The following is a 21,748-nucleotide window of genomic DNA, read 5'->3' on the forward strand; positions in this document are numbered from 1 at the left end:
TTATGATTTCAGTTCCCGCCACTCGCCGTTAGCGAGATTTTCCAGCGTGTAATCACCCATGGCATAGCGGATGAGGCGCAGCGTAGGAAATCCAACATGCGCGGTCATACGACGTACCTGGCGGTTGCGGCCTTCATATAAGGTGACTTTCAACCAACTGATGGGAATGTTTTTTCGTTCCCGAATCGGCGGATTTCTCGGCCACAGCCATACGGGTTCCTCTACTACCTCAATGCCTGCGGGTAGCGTGGGGCCATCATTGAGCGTTACTCCGGTACGCAGGGCGTCCAGCGCTTCTGCTGTCGGCTCGCCTTCAACCTGGACGTAATAAATTTTCCCAGTACGCTTCCCGGGTTGCGTTAACCGCGCCTGCAGTGCGCCGTCATTGGTCAGCACCAAAAGCCCTTCGCTGTCCCGGTCGAGTCGGCCCGCCGCATAAATTCCCGGCAAGGGAATAAAATCTTTTAACGTGCTTCTGCCAGCCTCGTCAGTAAATTGTGGCAAAACATCGTAGGGTTTATTGAACAAAACCACGCGTTTTGGCTGGTTTTCTTTACGCTGCTTAGTGACTTGTCGTGAGCTGAATCGCTCAACCCGGTGATTTCTAAAAGAAGTTTTTTGCATGGTATTTTCAGATTATATCAATTGCCGCATTATAGCCTAAGAACGAGTGTCTTTCATGGCGACGAACATTAGGGTAGTATTGACATGCTCATTACAAAACATTAACAAAAAATTGCTCTAACGCATTCGTGCAGCAGGACGCAAACGCACATGCAGCGCGATGACAGACGAGCAGAACCAGAAGCGCTCGAAGGAGAGGTGAATGGAAAGCAAAGTAGTTGTTCCGGCGGAAGGTAAGAAGATCACCCTGCAAAACGGCAAACTCAACGTTCCTGAAAATCCGATTATCCCGTTCATTGAAGGCGACGGTATCGGCGTTGATGTAACCCCACCGATGATCAAAGTTGTCGATGCTGCTGTCGAGAAAGCCTATAAAGGCGAGCGTAAAATCTCCTGGATGGAAATCTACACCGGCGAGAAATCCACTCAGGTTTATGGCCAGGACGTCTGGCTGCCTGCTGAAACCTTAGATCTGATTCGTGAATATCGTGTTGCCATTAAAGGCCCTCTGACCACCCCTGTTGGCGGCGGTATTCGCTCTCTGAACGTAGCTCTGCGTCAGGAACTTGACCTGTATGTCTGCCTGCGTCCGGTGCGTTATTATCAGGGTACACCAAGCCCGGTTAAACACCCTGAACTGACCGATATGGTCATCTTCCGTGAAAACTCCGAAGATATCTACGCGGGTATCGAGTGGAAAGCTGACTCTGCCGATGCTGAGAAAGTGATTAAATTCCTGCGCGAAGAGATGGGTGTGAAGAAAATACGCTTCCCGGAACATTGCGGTATTGGTATCAAACCGTGTTCTGAAGAAGGGACTAAACGTCTGGTACGTGCAGCGATTGAATACGCCATCGCCAACGATCGTGATTCAGTTACCTTGGTACACAAAGGCAACATCATGAAGTTCACCGAAGGCGCGTTCAAAGACTGGGGTTACCAGTTAGCGCGTGAAGAATTTGGTGGCGAACTGATCGATGGCGGTCCATGGGTGAAAATCAAGAACCCGAAAACCGGTAAAGAGATCGTGGTTAAGGACGTCATTGCCGATGCGTTCCTGCAACAGATCCTGCTGCGCCCGGCTGAGTATGACGTGATTGCATGTATGAACCTGAACGGTGACTACATCTCCGATGCGCTGGCCGCACAGGTTGGTGGTATTGGTATCGCGCCGGGTGCAAACATCGGTGACGAATGCGCACTGTTTGAAGCAACCCACGGTACTGCACCGAAGTATGCAGGTCAGGATAAAGTGAACCCAGGTTCTATCATTCTGTCTGCAGAAATGATGCTGCGCCACATGGGTTGGACCGAAGCGGCTGACTTAATTGTTAAAGGTATGGAAGGCGCAATCAACGCCAAGACCGTAACCTATGACTTCGAACGTCTGATGGACGGCGCTAAGCTGCTGAAATGTAGCGAGTTTGGTGACGCGATCATCGAAAATATGTAATCCACATTCTGGGTTGTATGAGAACGGGAGCCGATTGGTTCCCGTTTTTTTTTGTGCCTGATAAATTCTTTCCCTGTCATTTTTATCCGCCCAGTACCAGGGGGGATCAGGGCTTGTTGTGGTCTATTTATGTCTGGTTTAGCTAAAAAAAGGCAAAACGAGACTAAAGCCTCCGACATAAAGCGCTGACCAGGTCGCCGCAGAGATCAGACTGACTGCATACACTTTCACTGGATGAAGATGCAACATTCCAGCAACTAATGGCACAATGTAACGCAGCACGGCAATAAAGCGCGAAGTAAAAAGTATCGGTACAGAACTGTTTTGCAACCGGCGTCGAACCCGTACTACTGTATCGGCATGACGCGACATGATGCGTGCCAGCCAGGGTAGATGTCCCATCATCATTCCAAGGTGATAATTAACAATTGTCCCGCACCATGCGCCAATCATTACAGCAATTCCCGCTTCCCATGGCGCAATAGTCGCCTTGCCGACGGAAATTACAGCAACCAACATAACAGATGCTGGCGGTAATACAGCTGAAATGAGGAACGTAGATTTTGCGAATGCTATTCCAAAAAGCAGGCCCCACAGGCTGAAAGGATGAAGCGCGAAATGGCTCATCAACGCGTTTACCCACTCCATCAATGCTTCTCCAGTTAAGGTTCCTTGGCTATTTAACCGCGATACGGCTTAATCAGGCCTCAACACAGATGAATTACTGACTGCTGCACTTAATCCCGGCTGTGACAGCTATCTGCGTATAGCAGCAGAATACAGTTGAGCGGGATAGGGTAAAGGAAGATGAATCGAACGCACTTAATCTGAAACCAGCCACATATCAGCCTCTTCAAACATTTCCTGAACAGTACGGCTTATCTGTTCCTTCTCGTGCTTGCTGGCGTCAGTGTTGATTGCCGGCAATGTCATCATCGGTTTAACCCGGACATCAGCGTCGGGGAAAATCCGGTGAACCCTCTTGGTCAATTCGCCCAGAATGATATCTTTTGCACCGGGCAGACCATCAAAATTCCTTTTGTCATAAACGAGTTCCACGAACATTGCTTATCGCCTCTTTGCTGGATGGATATACAGTATTTATACTGTGTTTTTATCCGGTATTCAAGAGAGGGCATAAACATGGGCTTTCCTTCACCTGCGGCAGATTATGTTGAAACACGAATCTCCCTCGACCAGCAACTAATCAGCCAGCCCGCAGCGACTTATTTTATGCGGGCATCGCGTTCACATTTCAGGGAAGGAATACTTCAGGGGGTGCTGTTTGTTGTGGATGCGTCACTTACTGCCTGCGATGGCTCATTGCTGATATGTGCAATTGTAAGTAGCCCGCATAATCGTGCCATTCACATTTAGAGATCATCCGGCATAATCAATCTGCCAAAGCGGACATTGGTAAGCTCATGCAGTATGGATTCACGAAGAACATACGTTATATTTTGTCCTGATTGACACGGGATGAAAGCTCCTGATGGCTCTCTTTTCGCTCGCTGTAACGATCTGCAAGATAACTGGTTTGTCCCTTAAGCAGCAGCGTGATTTTAAACAGCTCCTCGGCTACATCGACGATGCGGTCATACCATGAAGAAGGTTTCATTCGTCCGTTTTCGTCGAACTCTTGCCATGCCTTGGCTACAGAGGACTGGTTGGGGATCGTAAACATCCGCATCCAGCGACCAAGTATACGCATCTGGTTCACGGCATTGAAGGACTGTGAACCGCCGCAGACCTGCATTACCGCAAGTGTTTTGCCCTGCGAAGGACGAATCGCTCCTTCACTTAAGGGGATCCAGTCAATCTGCGCCTTCATGACTGCGCTCATAGCACCGTGCCGTTCCGGAGAACTCCACACCATCCCATCACACCATCTGACCAGACCGCGCAGCTCGGTGACTTTGGGATGCGTGTCCGGCGCATCATCCGGCAGGGGTAAACCGGAGGGGTTAAACAGTTTCACCTCCGCGCCCATCGCCGTCAGCAGGCGACCGGCTTCCTCCGCGGCAAAGCGGCTGTAGGAGCGCTCTCTCACTGAACCATACAGGATCAGAATCCGTGGTGGCTCCTGCACGTTCAGGCGTTCAGCGATGTGTTGATCAAAGCATGCAGTATTCAGGGCAGGAAATTGTTCCATTTTTCTCCTCCAGAGAGAGCTGATGATTTCAAAGTTGATACATATGATTTACCATATGTGTATTCTAAAGGGAGCGGAGAGAAAAATGCTACAACCTGTTCAGCTTTTCAAAATCTTGTCAGATGAAACTCGTCTCGCCATTGTCATGCTTCTGCGGGAGTCCGGAGAACTGTGCGTGTGCGATATCTGTGCAGCTACCGCCGAATCACAGCCCAAAATATCACGCCATATGGCCGTCCTGCGCGAGGCAAAGCTTGTTCTTGATCGTCGGGAAGGGAAATGGATCCACTATCGTCTGTCACCTCATATTCCGGCGTGGGCCGCTGAGACAATCACGACATCCTGGCTGTGCCTTCGGGAGGATGTGCGGGAATGGTTGGCAAAGTCGGCCTGTACCTCCTGCTGAGGCAGTAAAACATATTTACATAATCATATATAACGGAGTCTGAAATGTTTTTGGCAGGGAGTATATTTTTACTGACGCTGGTACTGGTTATCTGGCAACCCAGAGGCCTGAGTATTGGCTGGAGCGCGAGTATCGGAGCTGCGCTGGCGCTGGGAACCGGAGTCATCCATATCGCTGATATTCCCGTTGTCTGGAATATCGTCTGGAACGCGACAGCGGCATTTATTGCGGTCATTATCATCAGCCTGTTGCTTGATGAGTCCGGCTTCTTTGAATGGGCCGCACTGCACGTCTCCAGCTGGGGTAACGGACGTGGCCGCCTTTTGTTTACCTGGATAGTCTTGCTTGGTGCCGCTGTTGCTGCGTTGTTTGCCAATGACGGCGCTGCGCTGATCCTGACGCCGATTGTAATTGCGATGCTGCTCGCACTGGGATTCAGCCAGGGCACGACATTGGCGTTTGTCATGGCCGCAGGATTTATTGCAGATACGGCCAGCCTGCCGCTAATTGTTTCTAACCTGGTGAATATCGTCTCGGCGGACTTTTTCGGTCTGGGCTTTACGCAGTATGCCTCCGTTATGATCCCCGTAGATGTGGCAGCGATTGCGGCCACTCTGGTCATGCTGCATCTCTTCTTTCGCAGGGACATTCCGGCGACGTATGACGTTTCGCTGTTGAAGACGCCTGCCAGTGTGATAAAGGATCCGGCAACGTTCAGGGCGGGCTGGATTGTCCTGTTATTGCTGCTTGTCGGTTTCTTTGTTCTGGAGCCACTGGGGATCCCGGTCAGCGCGATAGCGGCTACTGGCGCAGCAATACTGTTTATAGTGGCGAAAAGAGGTCATGCCATCAACACCGGAAAAGTCCTCCGCGGTGCACCATGGCAGATCGTTATTTTTTCGTTGGGTATGTACCTGGTGGTCTATGGCCTGCGCAATGCAGGGCTTACGGAGTATCTGTCTGACGTGCTGAACCTACTGGCAGAAAAGGGGTTATGGGCAGCAACGTTCGGCACCGGCTTCCTGACCGCGTTCCTGTCGTCGGTGATGAACAATATGCCGACGGTGCTGATTGGTGCACTGGCGATTGACGGGAGCACGGCGACTGGCATCGTCAAAGAGGCAATGATTTATGCCAACGTGATTGGCTGCGATTTAGGTCCGAAAATCACCCCGATTGGCAGTCTGGCAACCCTGCTTTGGCTGCATGTGCTTGCCCAGAAAAATATAACGATTACCTGGGGATATTACTTCCGTACGGGTATTATCATGATTCTGCCCGTGCTGTTTGTCACTCTGGCCGCGCTGGCGTTGCGGCTCTCCATCACTTTGTAATGAGATACAGATATGAGCAACATTACCATCTATCACAATCCTGCCTGCGGCACTTCTCGCAACACGCTGGAGATGATCCGTAACAGCGGCAACGAACCAACGGTAATTTATTATCTCGATACGCCACCGACCCGTGATGAGCTGATTCAACTTATTTCAGATATGGGAATTACGGTGCGTGCATTACTGCGTAAGAATGTTGAGCCTTATGAATACCTGGGTCTTGATGAAGAGAAATTTAGTGATGAGCAGTTAATTGATTTCATGCTTCAACATCCGATCCTGATTAATCGGCCGGTAGTCGTTACGCCGCTTGGCACTCGTCTTTGCCGCCCTTCAGAAATAGTGTTGGATATTCTACCGGAAGGTCAGAAAGGAGCGTTTACCAAAGAGGATGGCGAGAAGGTCATTGACGGAACGGGTAAGCAGATTAAGTAATCTGCCACTTCAAAATACCGGACGCCTGTACACGCTATGCGGGCGTCCGGTTTTCGCTCAAATCGGACCTCTGCGGCAGTAACAGCTTTACCATCGAGGCTTGCCATTAGCGGTAGTGTGTTGAATGTGCTGGCGTGAAAAACTTGGATTCTTGGCGAAAACTCTTCCCCAAAACTAAAACCAAAGTTTAGACAATCAATGAGTTTAAAATGGTAGCTACAGGCTGATTTGAAAGTAGAGAGGATGATAATTTCAACTTTATCAGATGGTTGCTATGATTTTAGCAATGTAATGCTGCGCCACATGGGTTGGACCGAAGCGGCTGACTTAATTGTTAAAGGTATGGAAGGCGCGATCATCGAAAACATGTAATCCAGATTCTGGGTTGTATAAGAATTGGAACCGATTGGTTCCCGTTTTTTTACCTGCAAAGTGCTTTCCTGGAACTTAGACTATTAAACTCATTTTAATAGCACTAAAGATTTAATTTTTATCTTTGTCATTACAATTCTATTTATTGATAAAAGATATCCATATCTTTCAATATTTATTTAAACCGATTCGGGTATGAGAACTAAATATAATTGAGTGGAGTTTGTATATTATTAATTATTATATGTAAAACAGTCGTTTTAAAAACAAGAAAATATTGGGGGTATATTAAAGATGGTGCGTTTTAATGTTGTTTTACTCTAATGTTAAATCCATTTTTATCAACATGTTATGATAATTTATTATCCTGAATATTAATAATGTCCAAAAAAGAACATTTTTCTCGATTGATTTTTTATTACCTTTCTGTTTTTATCTTGGCGACATGTTTGAGAAATAAAATTCAAAGAATGACTCCTTGTTATGTATGTAACTTACTATTAGTTGATGATGAAAATGGTTATTAAAATGCTAAGTTTAAAAACAGGTTTAGTGGCTGTTACATTATGCTTTGCTATGACAGTTTATGCAGGAGAAAGCGTAGTCACCGGCGGTTATGTACATACCCGGACAGATGGACAGAACCTTAACGGTCTTAACGCTAAATATGGTTATACCCCAGATGAAAGTGATTTAGGCGTTATAACATCCTTAACTATTTCAGCAAATGACGATAATGATATAGATCGTGGTTATGGTTCTGCATTAGTCGGTGCAAGTTATAAAGTAAATGATGTGATAAAACCTTATGTAATGGTGGGTATTGGGAGAGGTGCGATCAAAGCTAATGGTGAAACTGATACTTCTACAGGTTTTGCCTATGGTGCTGGTATTCAGTTTACCCCCATTGCAGCTTTCACTGTTGATGCAGGCTATGAAGGTTCTAAGGTCTTTGGCGCGCAAGCTAATAGTATTGTAGTCGGTGCCGGCTGGAAATTCTAAGGTTATTTATATGAATAAATTAATGATAATACTGGTTGCATTTTCTACTGTTTCTTTGATGTTTGGTTGCGTATCAGAAGAACAACGCTTAGCTAAGTGCGAAGCGAAGGGAATTAGCCGTGATGTTTGTTATCACGAAGAAAAAGAATATTGGAATAATTACAGTGCTAACATGAGTCGACTGCAGGCTGCTAATACACAAGCAGATGCTTTTAAAGAGTCTATGAGTGATCGCAAGAAAAATAAGCATTATGATGACGATTAATATTTTAGACCACGTACATACTGTCTTGAGTGCTTATGTTCTTAACATTATAATCATTTATTAATTATTCCAATGCTTATGCTCAGGAATCACTCTCAAAAGCGTATTTTTTTCTGTATATAGTGATGAAATAATGCAGCGCCAGCATGGACTGCAATCAGAAGTAACAGATATTGGCGAGTTGCCCCCCCCCAAGGCCAGAGGTATTTATGATAACAATGGCCTTACTTTGGTTTGAGAAAAACGCTTCGCCTGCTGTATGCAATCATTCTTTTGATGAAAATTTGTACGGGAATACGTGCAGGGCATTGGCTGCAATGGGGTAAACACCAAGGCCTTCTGTTCGAGCTTTAATTTCCTCGAATGAGAGTGAAGGGGAAGGTTCTCGTCCTCCCCACAGATTAATACCTTCAGGAACATCGTCCCGACTGTATGTAGTGGTTTACTGAATTTGGCCACCTGAACAGAGGTGATATGCTCACCTCAGAACATTACAGGTGCCTCAATGAAAAAAAGAAATTTCAGCGCAGAGTTTAAACGTGAATCCGCTCAACTGGTCCTTGATCAGAACTACACCGTTGCAGCTGCGGCCAGTGCTATGGATGTGGGTCTTTCTACCATGACGCGATGGGTAAAGCAGTTGCGGGATGAACGACAGGGCAAAATACCTAAAGCCTCCCCTATAACCCCGGAACAGATTGAAATACGTGAGCTGAAGAAAAAGCTACAACGCATTGAAATGGAAAACGACATATTAAAAAAGGCTACCGCGCTCTTGATGTCAGACTCCCTGAACAATTCTCGTTAATCGGGAAACTCAGAGCGCAGTATCCTGTGGTCACACTCTGCCACGTGTTCGGGGTTCATCGCAGTAGCTACAAATACTGGGAGAAAAGCGCCGAAAAGCCAGACGGCTGGCGAGCTGTGTTACGCAGCCAGGTTCGGGAGCTGCATAACATCAGCCATGGCTCTGCTGGCGCAAGAAGTATCGCCATTATGGCAACCCTGAGAGGCTTCAGAATGGGACGCTGGCTTGCTGGCAGGCTCATGAAAGAACTGGGGCTGGTGAGTTGTCAGCAGCCTACCCACCGGTATAAACGTGTTGGTCATGAACACATCGCTATCCCGAATCGCCTTGAGCGACAGTTCGCAGTGACAGAACCTAACCAGGTGTGGTGCGGCGATGTGACGTACATCTGGACAGGCAAGCGTTGGGCTTACCTTGCAGTTGTTCTCGATCTGTTCGCAAGGAAACCAGTGGGCTGGGCAATGTCATTCTCGCCGGATAGCAAGCTGACCATCAGAGCGCTGGAAATGGCGTGGGAAGCTCGCGGTAAACCAGCCGGAGTGATGTTCCACAGTGACCAGGGTAGCCACTATACAAGCAGGCAGTTCCGGCAGTTACTGTGGCGTTGCCAGATCAGGCAGAGTATGAGCCGACGTGGAAACTGTTGGGACAACAGCCCGATGGAACGCTTCTTCCGTAGTCTGAAAAACGAGTGGGTGCCAGTGACAGGTTATATAAACTTTAGCGATGCTGCTCATGCGATCACAGACTATATCGTCGGGTATTACAGCTCGCTAAGGCCGCATGACTATAACGGTGGGTTGCCCCCAAACGAATCGGAAAACCGATACTGGAAAAACTCTAAAGCCGTGGCCAGTTTTAGTTGACCACTACAAAATAAGAATGATACCCCAGAAGAAACGTTGCGCAGAGCGATAGTAAAAGGAGAGATCGTGCCTTTTTATCAACCTATCGTAAATGGTCGTGAGGGGACGTTACGCGGTGTTGAAGTGCTGGCCCGATGGAAACATCCAAAAGCCGGATATATCTCTCCTGCCTCTTTCATTCCCGTCGCCGAAAAATCAGGCCTGATAGTGCCACTAACTCAAAGTCTCATGAGGCAGGTTGCGGCGAATATGAACGCCATTGCCAGCAAACTGCCATCTGGATTCCATGTCGGTATTAACTTCAGCGCATCCCATATCACTACCCCTACATTTGTTGAAGAGTGTCTGAAATTCAAAGATGGCTTCAGCCGCCATGATCTCAACCTGGTGATTGAAGTTACTGAGCGTGTGCCATTACATGTAGATGAAGAACTTGTGCAGAGGCTCAATATCCTGCATGAAAATGGCTTTGTGATTGCGCTTGATGATTTTGGTACGGGCTATTCCGGGCTTTCTTATTTGCATGACCTGCACATTGATTACATTAAAATCGATCAGAGCTTTGTGGGAAGGGTTAATGAGCTTCCCGATTCAACCCGAATTTTGGTTTGTGTTCTCGATCTGGCGCGCAAGCTATCTTTAAGCATCGTTGCAGAAGGAGTTGAAACGAAGGCTCAGCTCGATTATCTCAACAAAAACAACATTGTTTTCCTGCAAGGGTACTATTTCTATAAACCAGTAACCTTCACTGAGTTCGTCATGATTCTGCTGGCAAAGCCTAAAGTGAAGGTTTTTGTCGAATAAGTACATGATAACCCTATTGATGAAAAGGGATCATGAAATCTGCTTCGGGAGTAAAAATCCGATGATTATCTTTATCGTGAGACAAATCTCAGATTCTGTTATTTAAAATCTATACCCTTATCGATGTGGTGGTTATTTGTGTTTTCATATACAGCAACTGGATAATGGCATGGCAGATATAACATTCGCGATGGAGCGTGATTCAAGTCACAAAGCGGCGAAAAAAAAGTTGGATGTGCGAAACAATACGAAGTACACAAACCGCAACCAGTTTGCGATTGCCGCAGTACTGTTTTTAGGTGGTATCGTCGGGGTTATTGTTTTGACATTGTATCTAATGGCGCAAGAAGGGGTGTTTCTGTATTAATTGTTTAAATATTCTTACCGTTGGTGTATTGCTAGTAGGAGGTGGAACAAGCTACTTCTTCTGTATTGATGAACGGAATAACATCGTAGGGAATAGCTGTTTGTGGAGAAAGATTGTAGATCTTACCGTCATAGTGGCTACTTACATAAGAAAATGACCTTAATATAAAGCTAAGATCAGCGGGTAGAGTCGTGGGTTGAGCGTTAACTTCATTGTAAAACCGTTTACAGCTACCTTTCAAATCTAAACCTGAAAAAATTATTCTTTCAAATTTTAGACTAAAGGCTATTTGTAACGCGCTAAATGCGACCGTAGCACTACCAAAATGACCATGTGTTACATCAGTTGAAAATGCAATTGTTTTCACTTTTCTGAATGCAGAGCATTTAATTCGAAGATTCCTGTTAGTCATTGTTTTTATTTTATAGCGAATCTTTCTACCGATACCACCTCTGGATTTGCAAATGTCCTTTAACAGAAAACATGTGTTGAGCAAGTTCTCTGCCTCTGTTGAATTAGCTCTTTTAATAACATCTTCACTAATAAAGGTATGCTGAGCATAGGCGGAATACTTATAAAATAAGTCTTTATTGTTTTCATAAAAAGAACCGTCACAAACAACATAAAGAAATACAGGGATATTGTTGTTAATTAAATAGCCTGCGCTACCATTTACGCAAATGCAGCTTTTACTACGCATTATCTCAAGGGGCGTATCTAATGATGAAGGTCCAGACAAGTAAATAATACAATCATCGGAAACTCTTTCACCCATTATTCCATTAAGTATTTCGTGTGTGATGAGCATGGCGGTTACCGTGGATGTTATTTTTGAAATAATAACATTGAGTATCCGTTCCAAATCAAAGAAGATGTTTCTTTTTGTTTTTTAAACTTGAAGAATTGATTATGTGAATGTATTTTTATTATTATTTTGATAAATGTTTTTTGAGAGTAAGATCTGGTAACTCAGGAAAATATGATGATGTTGGCTTTTGTTTTTCGGTTTTTAAAATCCAGGCATTTGTTGTGTGAATAAATATGATTCTGGTGTTCTTGCCTGGTAAGAATTTAACATGAAAATTAGTTACTTTTAGTTACAGGTAGCTGAGAGTGTTTTAATCATATCCTTATAAAGAGTGCGATTTTACAACATCATCCGCCTGTTATTTGATGTAACATAATTCCTGACGGGCTATCAATTCCAGTCCGTCAGGAAGGGAAAACAACATTAGAACTGATAGTTTAACGATACCCAGTAGTTACGGCCCGGGTTTACGTATCCGGTAGTGGATTGTGCAGTCTGATAATAATCACCTGCGTAGGTGCTATTACGGCCCACCTGGTAAAGTTTAACCTCGCTAAAGTCTTTATCCAGCACGTTATTAACTGCCGTATTAAGTGTCAGATCTTTGGTCAGTTTGTAAGACATTCCCATGTCCAGGACGGTCCAGGCTTTTAAATTAGCACCTTTATCGTCATAGACGGCTTTTTGTACTGCGCTGAGATTGTCGTAATTTTCCGTGAAGCGTGGGGCCTTACCGCGATAACGTGCGCTCAGCCAGGCGTTCATATCTTCCGTTGCCTGCCAGTTCAGACGGGCGTTAGCCATATGCTTTGGTGTATAGCTTAACGGCGCGCCTTTATTGTCACCATCTTTTTGCCTGCTCTGAGTGTAGGTGTAGTTGAGAGATAAGGTCAGCACATCCGACCATAGAGGGAAGGTGCTGGCAAATTCAACGCCATCGGTCCTCGCCTTGCCGCTGTTGGTATAACTGTTGGTATTATCATCGATAGAATACGAGACAATTTTATTTTTGTATTCAGTATAGAAGCCGGTAATGTTGGCGTTAAGCCCGGCGTTGTTCTCGTAATACAGCCCGGTTTCGTAGCTGATGCTTTCCTCAGGTTTGAGGTCCGGGTTACCGACTGTATTCACCGTTCCCTGCGCGGTTACACCGCTGATCCCGTTATGTAACTGGCTCAGTGATGGTGCTTTATAACCTGTCGTTACGCCGCCTTTGAGGGTCCATTCATCAGATACGTCCCAGACCATATACGCACGTGGGCTGAGATGACCGCCAAAGACATCGTTATGCTCATAGCGTGTTCCTGCGGTTAAGGCCAGCGAATCGAGAATATGCCATTCATCTTCGGCATAGGCTGCCCACGTTTTTTGGTGGAACGTCTCGCCGGTATTGGCCAGCACCACACCATCTTTCATCCGTGCATCCCAATATTCCCCGCCGAGGGTTAACAGATGCGAATCACCTAGTGGTGTCAGCAGCACGGAGTCCAGAATGACGTTGGTGTTCTTCAGTTCACGCGCGTCACCGGCCCGACCTGCGTTCTCTGGCGTGAGTGCGGAGGAGACCAGTTGTCGGCCCTTGTTCTCGGTTTCATTCCAGCCGAGGGAGGATTTCCAGGTGCCGAACGTTAAGGCGGTATCGTGGCCGAGGGTCACTTTGTTACGCTCATAGCGCAGCGTTTTATCATAACCTCCCGTCAGGTTACCCAACTGACCGTCATCGTTGTCATAACGCTGTCTGGCGGAGTCGAGATCCAGCCACAGCGTATTGCTTTCATTGGCTTTCCAGTCGAATCGCGTACCAATATTGTAGTTTTCCGACTCGGTTGGATAAGGTACGCGGGTGGAAGAGGTATCGCTCAGCGAAGTGACGCTGGAACCCTGACGCTGAGTTGTGCTCCCCCGAACCTGCATATCCAGTACGCCCGCGATTAACGGGCCGCTTGACCAAAAGTTGGCGACCGTACTGTTACCCCATTTATTGCTCTCTTGCAGGTTAACGCCGGTATTGATGGAAGTGCTCCATTTATCGGTGCTTTTTTTGGTGATGATATTCACCACGCCACCGATTGCGTCGGAGCCATAAAGCGTCGACATCGGGCCGCGGATAACCTCAATATGATCGATTGCCGCCAGCGGGGGCATAAAGCTGGTATTCATGGCAGAGAAGCCGTTTGGCGTCACGTCGCTGCTGCCGTTTTGACGAATACCGTCAATCAGGATCAAGGTATAGCTGGCGGGCATGCCACGGATGCTGATCTCCAGACCGCCAGTTTTACCGGTGCTGCTTTCAACATCTACCCCTTCAACAGAACGCAGGGCTTCACCTAAGTCATTATATTTATTGGTTTGTAACTCTTGCTGCGAAATAACAGAGACGCTGGCGGCGGCATTGGTGATTTTCTTTTCGTAACCGGAAGCGGTTACCACCATGACATCTTCAGCAAATACCAGGGGGCTGGAAAATCCTAAACAGGACAGAACGACAGAGGCAACGGGTTTTAAACGCATAGTCAAACTTCCTTTGTTAAAAATCAAAGGCAGTAAGATAAGTGATCGTAATGATAATACAAATAATTATCATTACAAATTTACATAACTTGTCACTTCTGGTGTTTTTTTTGAATAAATATACATAAATTGTCATTAATTTTAGATAAGGAAATAGCAGGAAGGGTAAATAGTCAACATGAGTAATTATTAGATAGGGATTAATATTCCTTTGAATAAATGGCGAGGGATTAATCTATATTTTGAGATTCACATCGTACTCATAACGGAGTATCAGAAAAAAGTATGATAATTTTAGAAAATCGTCATACTTTTCTGCGCCGCATCATTTTTTTCGTCATTTCTGTCCGCCATAATCCCTTCCCCAGGAGACTGCTTAACGACTGTAAATCGTTATGCAGCATAAAAATAACGTAAATCTGGATAACATAATGATCAAAGGCAAGCTGGCACTGCTTACGTGCGCATTGACTCTCGCATTAACCTCACCACTTCTCGCCGCGCAAAATGCGAGCGAAGGGCAGACGTTAAAACTGGCAATTGGACCGGAGCCAACGGAAGGTTTTGACCCGATGTTGGGCTGGAGTCATGGCAGCTATCTGCTTTTGCATGCACCATTATTAAAACAAAATGCAGATATGAGCTGGGGAAACCTGCTGACGGAAAAAGTAGAGACCAGCGCAGACGGCAAAACCTGGACGTTGACGTTAAAACCTGACCTTAAATTCTCTGATGGTTCGCCGCTAACCGCTGAAGATGTGGTGTTCACCTATAACAAAGCAGCAAAAAGCGGCGGCAAAATCGACATGGGAAACTTCACCCATGCCAGTCTGAAAGATAACCGCACGGTAGAAATTACGTTGCGTAGCCCGCAAAGTACCTTTGTGAACGTGCTGGGTTCATTAGGAATTGTTCCGCAAAAACGGTATGACGAAAAAACATTCGCTAAAAATCCGATTGGCGCGGGTCCGTATCGACTGGTGAGTTTTCAGCCGGGGCAGCAGTTGATCGTTGAGGCTAATCCCTGGTATGCCGGTAAGAAAAATGATTTCAGTAAGCTGGTGTTTGTCTTCCTTGATGAAGATAACGCTTATGCCGCAGCGCGCAGCGGCCAACTGGGACTCGTACGTATCGCGCCGTCGATGGCGGTCGCTCCTCAGCAGAAAAATTTGAAACTTTGGGTACGCGACAGCGTGGAAAACCGCGGCATTGTGTTCCCGATGGTTCCTGCAGGTAAAAAAGACGCCAATGGCTATCCGATTGGGAACGATATCACTGCCGATGTTGCCATCAGGCGCGCCATCAACTACGCCATCGACCGTAAGCAGCTTGCCGATCAGGTCATGGAAGGTCATGCGATTCCGGCGTATAGCGCGGTTCAGGGTCTGCCATGGCAGGGACAATCAGTTGCGTTCAAAGATGGCGATAGCGAAAAAGCGCGAACGATTCTTGAAGAAGCCGGCTGGAAGGTGGGTAAAGACGGCGTACGCGTGAAGGACGGTAAAGAGGCTCGCTTAACGTTGTGGTACGCCAGCGGTGACAGTACACGCCGGGATTTAGCCGAAGCCGTACGTGCGATGCTGGAGCCAGTGGGTATTCAGATTTCTCTGCAATCCGGGAGCTGGGAAACTGTTGAGCGGCATATGCATGCCAACCCGACGCTGTTTGGCTGGGGAAGTCTGGATCCGATGGAGCTTTTCCATCACTACAGTAATCAGGCTGCGGGCGTGGAATACTACAATCCAGGCTATTACAGCAATCCTGTCGTTGAGCAGCATCTTAAACAGGCAATTGACGCTCCGGACTGGCAAAAAGCGTTGCCGTTCTGGCAGCAAGTTGAGTGGGATGGCAAGCAAGGGGCTGGCGTGCAGGGCGATGCTGCCTGGGCATGGCTGCTGAATATTCAGCATACCTACCTGGCAAATCCGTGTATTGACTTAGGTAAAGGCGCACCGGAGATTCACGGTAGCTGGTCACTGCTCAATAATCTGGATGAATGGACCTGGACCTGCCGTTGATGAAGTCTGTTGTGGGCCATTTTCTACGGCTGATAGTGTTATTAGTGCTGGTTGCGGCTGGCACTTTTGTGCTGCTCAGCTTTTCTCCGGTCGATCCGATTCGGGCTTATATCGGCAACGATCTCCTGCATGTGCCGCCGGAGCAATATGCGCGTATCGCGGCTCGCTGGGGATTGGACCAACCGCTATGGGAGCGTTTTGGTCACTGGTTTGGCCGTGTATTACAGGGCGATCTCGGCTACTCAATGTTGTTTAACGCGCCGGTTGCCAGCGTGATCAAGGAGCGCTTTGCGACTTCGTTTGCGCTGCTTGGTGGCGCGTGGCTACTCTCTGGCATATTGGGAACGGCAATGGGGTTTGTCGCGGGTCGCTACCTGAATCGCTGGCCGGATAAAGCAATCTGTCGCCTCAGTTATCTGCTTTCTTCGCTGCCGACCTTCTGGATTGGCATGCTGTTGCTGGCATTATTTGCCGTGCGCTGGCCGGTATTTCCGGTCTGCTGCGCGTGGGAGCCGGGCAATAGCGGCGATATGGCGACGCTGACTGAGCGTCTGCGCCATCTGGTGCTTCCCGTTTGCGCGCTCAGTTTGCTGGGGCTGGGACAAATTACGCTTCATACACGGGAAAGCATCGCCAGCGTGATGAAAAGCGATTTTGTCCGTTTTGCGCGTTCTCAGGGAGATAAAGGCTGGTCACTGTTACGCCATCAGGTTCTGCGTCATGCAATTACGCCTGCGCTGTGTTTGCAGTTTGCCTCGCTGGGGGAGTTGTTGGGAGGCGCATTATTGGCCGAAAAAGTCTTTGCTTACCCGGGACTGGGGCAGGCCACTATTGATGCCGGATTACGTGGAGATCTGCCGTTACTGATGGGAATTGTATTGTTCAGTACCGTATTGGTGTTTATTGGTAACTCGCTGTCTACCTGGCTTGTCCGTATGTTGAACCGTGCTCTGGAACGACCTGATGCTCTATAACCCGACGCCGACGCTGATTCGTCTTTTGCTCTCTTTTAGCTGCCTGTTATTCATTGCAGTGTATGGTGCCGCAATGCTGGATAACCCGTTGAGCGTTAATCTGCTCGCCCGGCATTTACCGCCTGATGCGCTGTACTGGTTTGGCACCGACAACCTTGGTCGCGACCTGTGGATCCGTTGTTTTCAGGGTGCACTAACCAGTCTGCAAATTGGTATTGGTGCGGCGTTGTGTAGCGGTTTCATCGCGTTAGTGATGGCGGCGGTTTCGCGCATACATCCGCGTCTGGATGTGCTTATGCGCCTGATTACCGATGCCATGCTGTCGATGCCGCATCTGCTGTTGCTCATTTTGATCTGTTTTACGCTGGGCGGTGGGAAAAACGGCGTGATTATGGCGGTTGCGCTGACCCACTGGCCGCGTTTGGCGCTAATCCTGCGTGCTGAAGCGCAGCGCGTGGCCCACAGTGACTACTTGACGCTGACCTGGCGTCTGGGGCACGGCCATTTTTACTGCTGGCGACATCACTATCTACCCGCCTTATTACCTCAATGGCTAACGGGAACACTACTGATGTTTCCCCACGCGGTGTTGCACAGTGCGGCGTTAAGCTTCCTCGGTTTTGGGCTGGCACCGCATGAACCGTCACTGGGACTGCTGCTGGCGGATGCGCTGAGATTTATCAGTCATGGCGATTGGTGGTTGGTGCTGTTTCCGGGACTGATGCTGTTCAGTCTGGTGATGTTATTCGATCAGCTCGCAAGGGCGGTACATCGTTTATGGTTACAAGGTGACGCATGTTGAGTTTAAGACAGGTCTCGCTGGAGGTGGCGCGTTATCGCTGGTACGGCGCGAGAAACTGGTCTTCGCTGTTGCAGGATATCTCTTTCGACGTGGCACCGGGTCAAATGGTGGCGTTAGTGGGAGGAAGCGGGGAGGGTAAGAGCCTGCTGCTGCAATGCCTGCTCGATCTCTTACCGGAGAATTTGCGCTTCCAGGGCACTATCACACTGGAGGGCAAAACGCTGAACAGCGATGATATTCGCAAATGTCGTGGCGATACCTTCAGCTATGTCCCGCAAGGCGTTCAGGCGCTTAACCCGCTGCTCTCGATTGAAAAGCATCTGCGCAGGGCATGCCAGCTTTCTGGCCAACAATGGAATGCCGGAAAAATTGAACGATTGCTCCAGCGTAGCCGACTGGAAAGTCGCGTATTAGATGCTTTTCCGCGCCAGCTTTCAGGCGGTATGGCGAAACGTGTCCTGGCCTGTCATGCGTCTCTGAGTCAGGCTCGCTATATTCTGGCGGATGAAATTACCGCCTGGCTTGATGCACCTCTGGCTAATCAACTCCTTGAACAGTTGCGTGAGCAATGTGAGCAAGGGGCTGGCGTTTTATGGGTAACGCATGACCTCACGCTGGCGGCCCGCCATGCGGATCGTATTGTCGCGCTGCATCAGGGAAGGGTGTCGGATAACGTCAGCCGGGAACAGCTGTTACGCGGAGAGATTAGCGAACATCTGCAACGACAATGGCGGGCGCTGCCTGAAAGAAATCAACTTTTTGGAGAGCGCGATGTTGTGCTGTCGTGATGTAACAATCCGTCAGGGAGAAAAGGTTCTGTGGCAAAATCTGACCTTCTCTCTACACCCTGGAGAACGTATTGGGATTTGTGCGCCAAGTGGGACGGGCAAAACGACGCTGGGACGCGTGCTGGCGGGCTGGCAGAAACCAACTTCGGGTGACATTCTGGTTGATGAACAACCGTTACCGATGCACCAGTATTGCCCGGTGCAACTGGTGCCACAGCATCCGGAATTAACTTTTAACCCCCGACGCAGCACCGGTGATGCGGTTCATGATGCCTGGCGACCGGATGCTGAAATGCTTACCCGTCTTCACATCAACCCAGAGTGGTTAACTCGCCGCCCCGGACAACTTTCTGGCGGTGAACTGGCGCGAATTGCTTTACTTCGTGCGCTGGACCCGCGGACACGTTTTCTTATTGCTGATGAAATTACCGCCCAGCTCGATCCTTCCATTCAACGGGATATCTGGGCGCTGCTGCTTGAAGAATGCCAGCGTCGGCCATTGGCTATGCTGATTATCAGCCATCAACAGGCCCTGCTTGAGCAGCTTTGTTCCAGCAAACTCCTTGTAACGTGAAATGAGATAAGGCTTGTAGCTGATCTATTGATTAAATTGATATGTTATATTATAACATTCACTCGCAAATGATTTGAGGGTGAAATTTTGGCTATTTGTATTAAAAAACTGACAATTGCTCTGGGGATGCTTGTAGTCAGTGGTTCGGTTATGGCGCACGGTCATCATTCCCATGGTGCGCCGATGAGCGAAGCAGAACAAAAGGCGTCGGAAGGGGTTTTTGATGATAACCAGGTGCAAAATAGGGAGCTGACCGACTGGGATGGCATGTGGCAATCTGTCTATCCGTATCTGGTCAGCGGCGAGCTTGATCCGGTCTTCAAAAAGAAAGCGGAGAAAGACAAAAGCAAAACGGCAGAACAAATTAAAGATTACTACCGTAAAGGTTATGCAACCAACGTAGACACCATCGGCATCGAAAATGACGTAATGGAATTTCACACCGGTAATCAGGTTGCATCATGTAAATACGACTACGCCGGTTATAAAATTCTGCACTATAAGTCAGGCAAGAAAGGTGTACGCTATCTGTTTGAGTGTAAAGACGCTAACAGCAAAGCACCTAAATACGTGCAATTCAGCGATCATATTATCGCGCCGCGTAAATCGAGCCACTTCCATATCTTTATGGGAAATACCTCGCAGGCAGCCTTGCTTGAAGAGATGGAAAACTGGCCTACCTACTACCCTTACCAGTTGAAGGGAGAAGAGGTTGTGGATGAGATGCTGCACCATTAATCCGGGCTAACCTTATCTGTACACACCCGTCACCAGTGGCGGGTTTTTTAATTCATAACCTTCTCTTTCCATCACCCGATGCATTCGTTAGCATATTGTCTCGCAGCAAGTGCATGTGTTTTTTCAGGAAGAGGTTAACGTGTTCGCAGAGTATGGAGTTCTGAATTACTGGACGTATCTGGTGGGGGCTATTTTTATCGTGCTGGTACCGGGGCCAAATACGATATTTGTGTTGAAGAACAGCGTTGGTCGGGGAGTGAAGGGCGGTTATCTCGCCGCAAGCGGTGTGTTTATCGGCGATGCCGTGTTAATGTTTTTGGCCTATGCCGGAGTTGCCGCATTGATCAAAACAACGCCCGTTTTGTTCAACATCGTTCGCTATCTTGGCGCGTTTTATCTGCTGTACCTCGGTGCGAAGATCCTGTATGCAACACTGAAATCGAAAGCTGGCGATGCCGCGCCTGAAGAAGTCCCGTTTGGCGCTATTTTTAAACGTGCGTTAATTCTGAGCCTGACGAATCCTAAAGCTATTTTGTTTTATGTGTCGTTCTTCGTGCAGTTTATTGATGTCAATGCGCCGCACTCAGGGCTGTCATTCTTTATTTTGGCTATTACGCTTGAGATAGTGAGCTTTTTCTATCTGAGCTTTCTTATTTTCTCCGGCGCGTTCGTGACGCAGTATATCCGTACGAAGAAAAAACTGGCCAAAGTGGGTAATTCCCTTATTGGTCTGATTTTTGTTGGTTTTGCCGCTCGTCTGGCCACGCTTCAGTCGTGACGCCATTGGCCCGTTGGTTACGGCGGGCCTTCAATATTACACCCTGCAATTCATTTATAATTGTATTGTTATAACCAATAAATGGTATTTTAAATGTATATTATGAGGCGTACCCTGTGTACAGCAGCGGTTCAGTAAGAACTCGCTGGTTGTCGACTGGAAAAGGGAAGAAAAATGCTTCAAATTCCACAGAACCATATCCATACACGCTCTACTCCATTCTGGAACAAAGAAACGGCACCTGCCGGAATTTTCGAACGCCACCTTGATAAAGGAACCCGTGCCGGGGTTTATCCTCGACTTTCGGTTATGCAGGGGGCGGTCAAATATCTCGGATACGCAGATGAACATAGCCCGGAGCCCGTAGAGGTGATGGTTATTGAAGCCGGTCAGTTTGGCGTTTTTCCACCGGAAAAATGGCATAACATCGAAGTGATGACCGACGACACTTACTTTAATATCGATTTTTTCGTTGCCCCGGAAGTTCTGATGGAGAGCGCGAATCAACGAAAAGTCGTGCGCACCGGCAAGGAGTAAATCATGGGCAAAGCAACCTATACCGTAACAGTGACCAATAACAGCAACGGCGTGTCAGTCGATTATGAAACTGAAGCGCCGATGACGCTGTTGATTCCGGATGTGGCCGCTGAAGTGGTTAAAGACCTGGTCAATACGGTACGTTCATACGATACCGAGAATGAGCACGACGTCTGCGGCTGGTAGATGTTAGCCTCTGCCTCTGATTGCATATTTTCGTTTTTGATTTATAAACCGCACTGCGTTTCTCTGGCGCAGAGCGGTTTTTTTATCCGTGTTAAACCTGGAAATATCCGGAAAAAGATTTCTTAAGAATACCTTAAGAAATC

At 47.7% G+C, this 21,748-nt stretch carries 23 protein-coding genes and 2 pseudogenes; 19 read left to right on the forward strand and 6 right to left on the reverse strand.

Annotated features, from left to right (window positions below; translation table 11 throughout):
• Positions 1 to 624, reverse strand: coding sequence for a 23S rRNA pseudouridine(2457) synthase RluE (rluE, locus tag WN16_RS13460; protein ID WP_044702842.1), 624 nt, complete (start codon positions 622 to 624; stop codon positions 1 to 3).
• Positions 625 to 826: 202 nt separating this feature from the next.
• Between rluE and icd the strand changes: the two genes are divergently transcribed.
• Positions 827 to 2,077, forward strand: coding sequence for an NADP-dependent isocitrate dehydrogenase (gene icd / locus WN16_RS13465; RefSeq protein ID WP_003841892.1), 1,251 nt, complete (start codon positions 827 to 829; stop codon positions 2,075 to 2,077).
• A gap of 138 nt (positions 2,078 to 2,215) precedes the next feature.
• On the opposite strand, the gene WN16_RS13470 is transcribed toward icd, so the two are convergent.
• Positions 2,216 to 2,725 carry a VTT domain-containing protein gene (locus WN16_RS13470; RefSeq protein ID WP_003030767.1) on the reverse strand — a complete coding sequence of 170 codons (510 nt, stop codon included), beginning with the start codon at positions 2,723 to 2,725 and terminating at the stop codon, positions 2,216 to 2,218.
• Positions 2,726 to 2,899: 174 nt separating this feature from the next.
• Positions 2,900 to 3,142, reverse strand: a complete 243-nt coding sequence (locus WN16_RS13475; RefSeq protein ID WP_003840850.1) for a DinI family protein — start codon at positions 3,140 to 3,142, stop codon at positions 2,900 to 2,902.
• A 21-nt stretch (positions 3,143 to 3,163) separates the two neighbouring features.
• Here WN16_RS13475 and WN16_RS13480 point away from each other — a divergent pair.
• Positions 3,164 to 3,418 (forward strand): annotated as a pseudogene (locus tag WN16_RS13480) (LexA family transcriptional regulator); the annotation flags it as partial.
• Positions 3,419 to 3,530: 112 nt separating this feature from the next.
• Here the strand turns inward: WN16_RS13480 and arsH are convergent.
• The gene (gene arsH, locus WN16_RS13485) at positions 3,531 to 4,229 is read right to left on the reverse strand and encodes an arsenical resistance protein ArsH (RefSeq protein WP_008320415.1); all 699 of its coding nucleotides are present in this window, start codon (positions 4,227 to 4,229) and stop codon (positions 3,531 to 3,533) included.
• An 85-nt stretch (positions 4,230 to 4,314) separates the two neighbouring features.
• On the opposite strand from arsH, the gene WN16_RS13490 reads away from it, so the two are divergent.
• The 8 genes and pseudogenes from WN16_RS13490 (at position 4,315) to WN16_RS13530 (ending at position 10,891) form a co-directional block, all read left to right on the forward strand.
• Positions 4,315 to 4,635: a transcriptional regulator gene (locus tag WN16_RS13490; protein WP_003030762.1), complete on the forward strand. Its 321-nt coding sequence runs from the start codon at positions 4,315 to 4,317 to the stop codon at positions 4,633 to 4,635.
• Between the two features lie 44 nt (positions 4,636 to 4,679).
• Entirely contained in the window at positions 4,680 to 5,969 is a 1,290-nt protein-coding gene (locus WN16_RS13495; RefSeq protein ID WP_016150088.1) for an arsenic transporter, read from the forward strand.
• A gap of 12 nt (positions 5,970 to 5,981) precedes the next feature.
• On the forward strand, positions 5,982 to 6,407 hold the full coding sequence (gene arsC, locus WN16_RS13500) for a glutaredoxin-dependent arsenate reductase (protein WP_044702844.1): 426 nt from the start codon (positions 5,982 to 5,984) through the stop codon (positions 6,405 to 6,407).
• A gap of 900 nt (positions 6,408 to 7,307) precedes the next feature.
• Positions 7,308 to 7,781 carry an Ail/Lom family outer membrane beta-barrel protein gene (locus WN16_RS13510; RefSeq protein ID WP_224773599.1) on the forward strand — a complete coding sequence of 158 codons (474 nt, stop codon included), beginning with the start codon at positions 7,308 to 7,310 and terminating at the stop codon, positions 7,779 to 7,781.
• Between the two features lie 10 nt (positions 7,782 to 7,791).
• Positions 7,792 to 8,046 (forward strand): hypothetical protein, encoded by a 255-nt coding sequence (locus WN16_RS13515; RefSeq protein ID WP_044702845.1) that lies wholly within the window; start codon positions 7,792 to 7,794, stop codon positions 8,044 to 8,046.
• A gap of 505 nt (positions 8,047 to 8,551) precedes the next feature.
• A protein-coding gene (locus WN16_RS13520) for an IS3 family transposase (protein WP_100216202.1) occupies positions 8,552 to 9,720 on the forward strand; the annotation gives its coding sequence in 2 pieces (ribosomal slippage) (positions 8,552 to 8,801 and positions 8,801 to 9,720; 1,170 coding nt in all).
• A gap of 9 nt (positions 9,721 to 9,729) precedes the next feature.
• Positions 9,730 to 10,524 (forward strand): annotated as a pseudogene (locus tag WN16_RS13525) (cyclic diguanylate phosphodiesterase); the annotation flags it as partial.
• 169 nt (positions 10,525 to 10,693) lie between these two features.
• A complete protein-coding gene (locus tag WN16_RS13530) occupies positions 10,694 to 10,891 on the forward strand; it encodes a hypothetical protein (protein WP_044700054.1) in 198 nt (65 codons plus the stop codon).
• A gap of 31 nt (positions 10,892 to 10,922) precedes the next feature.
• Here WN16_RS13530 and waaZ read toward each other — a convergent pair whose 3' ends face one another.
• Both waaZ and WN16_RS13540 read right to left on the reverse strand, forming a co-directional pair.
• On the reverse strand, positions 10,923 to 11,699 hold the full coding sequence (waaZ, locus tag WN16_RS13535; RefSeq protein ID WP_044700052.1) for a 3-deoxy-D-manno-oct-2-ulosonate III transferase WaaZ: 777 nt from the start codon (positions 11,697 to 11,699) through the stop codon (positions 10,923 to 10,925).
• Positions 11,700 to 12,122: 423 nt separating this feature from the next.
• Positions 12,123 to 14,210: a TonB-dependent receptor gene (locus tag WN16_RS13540; RefSeq protein WP_044700050.1), complete on the reverse strand. Its 2,088-nt coding sequence runs from the start codon at positions 14,208 to 14,210 to the stop codon at positions 12,123 to 12,125.
• Between the two features lie 395 nt (positions 14,211 to 14,605).
• Here WN16_RS13540 and WN16_RS13545 point away from each other — a divergent pair, with 395 nt between their 5' ends.
• The 9 genes from WN16_RS13545 to WN16_RS13585 all read left to right on the forward strand — a co-directional run bounded on the left by WN16_RS13545 (position 14,606) and on the right by WN16_RS13585 (position 21,605).
• Positions 14,606 to 16,228, forward strand: coding sequence for an ABC transporter substrate-binding protein (locus WN16_RS13545; protein WP_003030747.1), 1,623 nt, complete (start codon positions 14,606 to 14,608; stop codon positions 16,226 to 16,228).
• The gene (locus tag WN16_RS13550; RefSeq protein ID WP_032936455.1) at positions 16,228 to 17,202 is read left to right on the forward strand and encodes an ABC transporter permease; all 975 of its coding nucleotides are present in this window, start codon (positions 16,228 to 16,230) and stop codon (positions 17,200 to 17,202) included. The genes WN16_RS13545 and WN16_RS13550 overlap by 1 nt, the downstream gene beginning before the upstream one ends.
• Entirely contained in the window at positions 17,192 to 18,004 is an 813-nt protein-coding gene (locus WN16_RS13555) for an ABC transporter permease (protein WP_044700048.1), read from the forward strand. The genes WN16_RS13550 and WN16_RS13555 overlap by 11 nt, the downstream gene beginning before the upstream one ends.
• Positions 17,998 to 18,792 (forward strand): ATP-binding cassette domain-containing protein, encoded by a 795-nt coding sequence (locus WN16_RS13560; RefSeq protein WP_003846680.1) that lies wholly within the window; start codon positions 17,998 to 18,000, stop codon positions 18,790 to 18,792. The genes WN16_RS13555 and WN16_RS13560 overlap by 7 nt, the downstream gene beginning before the upstream one ends.
• A complete protein-coding gene (locus WN16_RS13565) occupies positions 18,776 to 19,366 on the forward strand; it encodes an ATP-binding cassette domain-containing protein (RefSeq protein ID WP_016150096.1) in 591 nt (196 codons plus the stop codon). The genes WN16_RS13560 and WN16_RS13565 overlap by 17 nt, the downstream gene beginning before the upstream one ends.
• 126 nt (positions 19,367 to 19,492) lie before the next feature.
• Positions 19,493 to 20,104 (forward strand): metal-binding protein ZinT, encoded by a 612-nt coding sequence (gene zinT / locus WN16_RS13570; protein ID WP_230122440.1) that lies wholly within the window; start codon positions 19,493 to 19,495, stop codon positions 20,102 to 20,104.
• A gap of 139 nt (positions 20,105 to 20,243) precedes the next feature.
• Complete coding sequence (gene leuE / locus WN16_RS13575) at positions 20,244 to 20,882, forward strand: leucine efflux protein LeuE (protein WP_003840862.1); 639 nt, start codon at positions 20,244 to 20,246, stop codon at positions 20,880 to 20,882.
• 174 nt (positions 20,883 to 21,056) lie between these two features.
• Entirely contained in the window at positions 21,057 to 21,419 is a 363-nt protein-coding gene (gene yeaR / locus WN16_RS13580; RefSeq protein ID WP_003030735.1) for a DUF1971 domain-containing protein YeaR, read from the forward strand.
• A gap of 3 nt (positions 21,420 to 21,422) precedes the next feature.
• Positions 21,423 to 21,605: a DUF1869 domain-containing protein gene (locus tag WN16_RS13585; protein WP_003840863.1), complete on the forward strand. Its 183-nt coding sequence runs from the start codon at positions 21,423 to 21,425 to the stop codon at positions 21,603 to 21,605.
• Positions 21,606 to 21,748 lie beyond the last annotated feature (143 nt).

Source organism: Citrobacter sp. ABFQG (assembly GCF_004322975.1).
GTDB lineage: Bacteria > Pseudomonadota > Gammaproteobacteria > Enterobacterales > Enterobacteriaceae > Citrobacter > Citrobacter freundii.

Coding starts and splice junctions, on each gene's coding strand:
- rluE (WP_044702842.1), bottom strand. CDS start 624: ATGCAAAAAACTTCTTTTAGAAATCACCGGGTTGAGCGATTCAGCTCA.
- icd (WP_003841892.1), top strand. CDS start 827: ATGGAAAGCAAAGTAGTTGTTCCGGCGGAAGGTAAGAAGATCACCCTG.
- WN16_RS13470 (WP_003030767.1), bottom strand. CDS start 2,725: ATGGAGTGGGTAAACGCGTTGATGAGCCATTTCGCGCTTCATCCTTTC.
- WN16_RS13475 (WP_003840850.1), bottom strand. CDS start 3,142: ATGTTCGTGGAACTCGTTTATGACAAAAGGAATTTTGATGGTCTGCCC.
- arsH (WP_008320415.1), bottom strand. CDS start 4,229: ATGGAACAATTTCCTGCCCTGAATACTGCATGCTTTGATCAACACATC.
- WN16_RS13490 (WP_003030762.1), top strand. CDS start 4,315: ATGCTACAACCTGTTCAGCTTTTCAAAATCTTGTCAGATGAAACTCGT.
- WN16_RS13495 (WP_016150088.1), top strand. CDS start 4,680: ATGTTTTTGGCAGGGAGTATATTTTTACTGACGCTGGTACTGGTTATC.
- arsC (WP_044702844.1), top strand. CDS start 5,982: ATGAGCAACATTACCATCTATCACAATCCTGCCTGCGGCACTTCTCGC.
- WN16_RS13510 (WP_224773599.1), top strand. CDS start 7,308: ATGCTAAGTTTAAAAACAGGTTTAGTGGCTGTTACATTATGCTTTGCT.
- WN16_RS13515 (WP_044702845.1), top strand. CDS start 7,792: ATGAATAAATTAATGATAATACTGGTTGCATTTTCTACTGTTTCTTTG.
- WN16_RS13530 (WP_044700054.1), top strand. CDS start 10,694: ATGGCAGATATAACATTCGCGATGGAGCGTGATTCAAGTCACAAAGCG.
- waaZ (WP_044700052.1), bottom strand. CDS start 11,699: ATGCTCATCACACACGAAATACTTAATGGAATAATGGGTGAAAGAGTT.
- WN16_RS13540 (WP_044700050.1), bottom strand. CDS start 14,210: ATGCGTTTAAAACCCGTTGCCTCTGTCGTTCTGTCCTGTTTAGGATTT.
- WN16_RS13545 (WP_003030747.1), top strand. CDS start 14,606: ATGCAGCATAAAAATAACGTAAATCTGGATAACATAATGATCAAAGGC.
- WN16_RS13550 (WP_032936455.1), top strand. CDS start 16,228: ATGAAGTCTGTTGTGGGCCATTTTCTACGGCTGATAGTGTTATTAGTG.
- WN16_RS13555 (WP_044700048.1), top strand. CDS start 17,192: ATGCTCTATAACCCGACGCCGACGCTGATTCGTCTTTTGCTCTCTTTT.
- WN16_RS13560 (WP_003846680.1), top strand. CDS start 17,998: ATGTTGAGTTTAAGACAGGTCTCGCTGGAGGTGGCGCGTTATCGCTGG.
- WN16_RS13565 (WP_016150096.1), top strand. CDS start 18,776: ATGTTGTGCTGTCGTGATGTAACAATCCGTCAGGGAGAAAAGGTTCTG.
- zinT (WP_230122440.1), top strand. CDS start 19,493: ATGCTTGTAGTCAGTGGTTCGGTTATGGCGCACGGTCATCATTCCCAT.
- yeaR (WP_003030735.1), top strand. CDS start 21,057: ATGCTTCAAATTCCACAGAACCATATCCATACACGCTCTACTCCATTC.
- WN16_RS13585 (WP_003840863.1), top strand. CDS start 21,423: ATGGGCAAAGCAACCTATACCGTAACAGTGACCAATAACAGCAACGGC.